Annotated in this window: 2 protein-coding genes; both read left to right on the forward strand. The window is 40.2% G+C overall.

The window, feature by feature from the left end:
- Window positions 1-1148 (forward strand): TonB-dependent receptor domain-containing protein (locus H5202_RS20420; protein ID WP_182773677.1); only part of this gene is annotated, 1148 nt, incomplete at its 5' end.
- 631 nt (window positions 1149-1779) lie between these two features.
- A partial coding sequence (locus H5202_RS20425) for an NAD(P)-dependent oxidoreductase (RefSeq protein WP_182773678.1) occupies window positions 1780-2556 on the forward strand: 777 nt, incomplete at its 3' end.

Genomic DNA, 2556 nt, shown 5'->3' on the forward strand with positions numbered 1-2556 from the left:
GTGCTATTTACGCACAGTTTCATTTAGATTTTGATGACATTACCGCTGTTGTGGGTGGCCGTTATATTCAAACCGAATTAGAATCTAGCATTGTCGATTCTGTAGACAGTAGCGGTAACAAAATCCTCAATACTGGTAGTAACGATTATTCAGACTTTTTACCTAGTTTGAATGTCACTTATACTTTATCTGAAGATACCTTAATGCGTTTTGCGGCCGCTAAAGTGATGCGTCGTGCCGATTTTGATGAATTAAGTCCTGCATTATCAATCGATAACTCTTTGGTTACTGGTACTCAAGGTTCGTATCAATTAGAACCGTATCGTGTTACTCAGTATGACCTTTCTGTTGAACATTACTTCGGAGATGGTGGTTTACTTTCTGCAGCAATTTTCTATAAAGACGTTAACTCGTTTACCCAAACTGACAGCAGCTGTTTAGCTGATTCAAGCACTATTAGCGGACAAAATACCACACAGTGGAATAATATTTGTTTACTAGACACCGCTGGTCAAAGCCAGAGCGACATTGTTAATGCTACTCAAGACCAAGGTTTAGCCTATGTTGACGCTCAAAAAGCTGCAGGCCAAACAGGTATCGTTATCGACACTGATGTGAATGGTGGTAGCGGTGAAGTAAGAGGTTTGGAATTAGGTTATCAACAACAATTCAGCTTTTTACCAGGCATTTGGGCAGGTTTAGGCGTTAACGCAAACTATACCTATGCAGATAGTGAGCAACCAGATGGTAATCCATTACTGAATATTTCTAAGCACACCGCTAACACTCAAGTTTACTGGGAAGGTGAAGAAGTTCAGTTACGTTTAGCCTACAACTGGCGTGACCGTTATTTAGATGATCAAAGCACAAAGCGTGTACAAACTGTTGGCGCCTTAGGATATAACGTTTTCAACCAGAATGACCCTTCTGCTGATAACTACGACCCTACTGTTGGTAACAGCTACCGTGAAGATAGAGGCCAACTTGATTTTTCAGTTAGCTGGGATATCAACGAAAACTTCACTGTTGTAGCCAATGCGGTAAACCTAACCGGTGAGCCAATTGTTTACACCACTGAGCTAGATTCTATCTGGGCTTACAGTGAAGCAGACCGTCGTTACACTGTTGGTGTTCGAGCTAAGTTCTAATCAACTGACGTCTTAAAGTAGAGCCTATCAAATTGATAGGCTCTTCTATTATCGACAACAGCATTATTGACCATCACGACAAACTTAATTAAAGCGTTAACCGGATCTGACACTAGCAGCATCTAAAAACGTTACATTTGTGCAGCGTTATATAAGGCACATTATTTGTTTCACTAGAATGTTGAATAACAAATAACGATTCCTTGCTATCACATTATGACTAATCCTAGTTTTGTTTATTAAACAACCAATAACCACATCCTTACTAATCACATTTTGGTATAACATCGGCGAGATAATTGGTTGACAATCAAAATAAAACTACTTACAATTTTGTAATACCAATTGGCGACAGATTCAAGCAAGACTAACAATAATTATTATCGTTATCTTAATCTCGGCAATACTAAATGATAAAAAATGAGTTGTTCTACAGAGTAAAAAAGAAATGCTACATGTGAAAGGAAGTTTTCCAACTCTACTGAATCATAAAGACTCAGCACTAAGGATAACTTATACAACACAACCTGAGCTGTAGATTACTCATGATACAAATTACATTGCGCGCCTATTAATACAGCGAGCGAGTTCACATTCAAATAAGCATATACCAAAATTTTAGGAGTGAGATATGACAAAACCAGTCATCGGTTTTATCGGCCTTGGCCTTATGGGCGGCAACATGGTTGAGAACTTACAAAACAGAGGTTACCAGCTAAATGTAATGGACCTTAACAAAGAGGCTGTTGCTACTTGTGTTGCTCGTGGTGCAAACCAAGTGAGTTCAGCAAAAGAACTTGCTGCAAACAGTGACATCGTAATGCTTTGCCTAACAACTTCAGCTGTAGTTGAGAAACTGGTATACGCAGAAGACGGTATTCTGGCGGGTATTAAAGAAGGGGCAGTACTGGTTGATTTTGGTACTTCAATTCCTGCTTCAACGCGTAAAATTGGCGCTGACCTTGCTAAAAAAGGTGCAGGTATGATCGACGCCCCACTCGGCCGTACACCTGCTCACGCTAAAGACGGACTGCTTAACATTATGGCCGCTGGCGATCTTGATACCTTTAACAAGGTTAAGCCAGTATTAGACGAGCAAGGCGAAAATGTATTCCACTTAGGCGCATTGGGTGCTGGTCACACAACTAAGTTAATCAATAACTTTATGGGTATGACCACTGTTTGTGCTATGTCTCAAGCCTTTGCTGTTGCAGATCTTGCTGGTGTTGACCGTGCCCAACTGTTCGACATCATGTCAGCGGGTCCATCTAACTCACCGTTCATGAAATTCTGTAAAAACTATGCAGTAGACGGTGTAAGCGATTTAGGCTTCTCTATTGCTAATGCTAACAAAGATCTTGGCTACTTCTTAAAAATGGTAGAAGACTTAGGCACAGAATCTAAAATT

The organism is Shewanella sp. SG41-4, assembly GCF_014164505.1.
Lineage (GTDB): Bacteria > Pseudomonadota > Gammaproteobacteria > Enterobacterales > Shewanellaceae > Shewanella.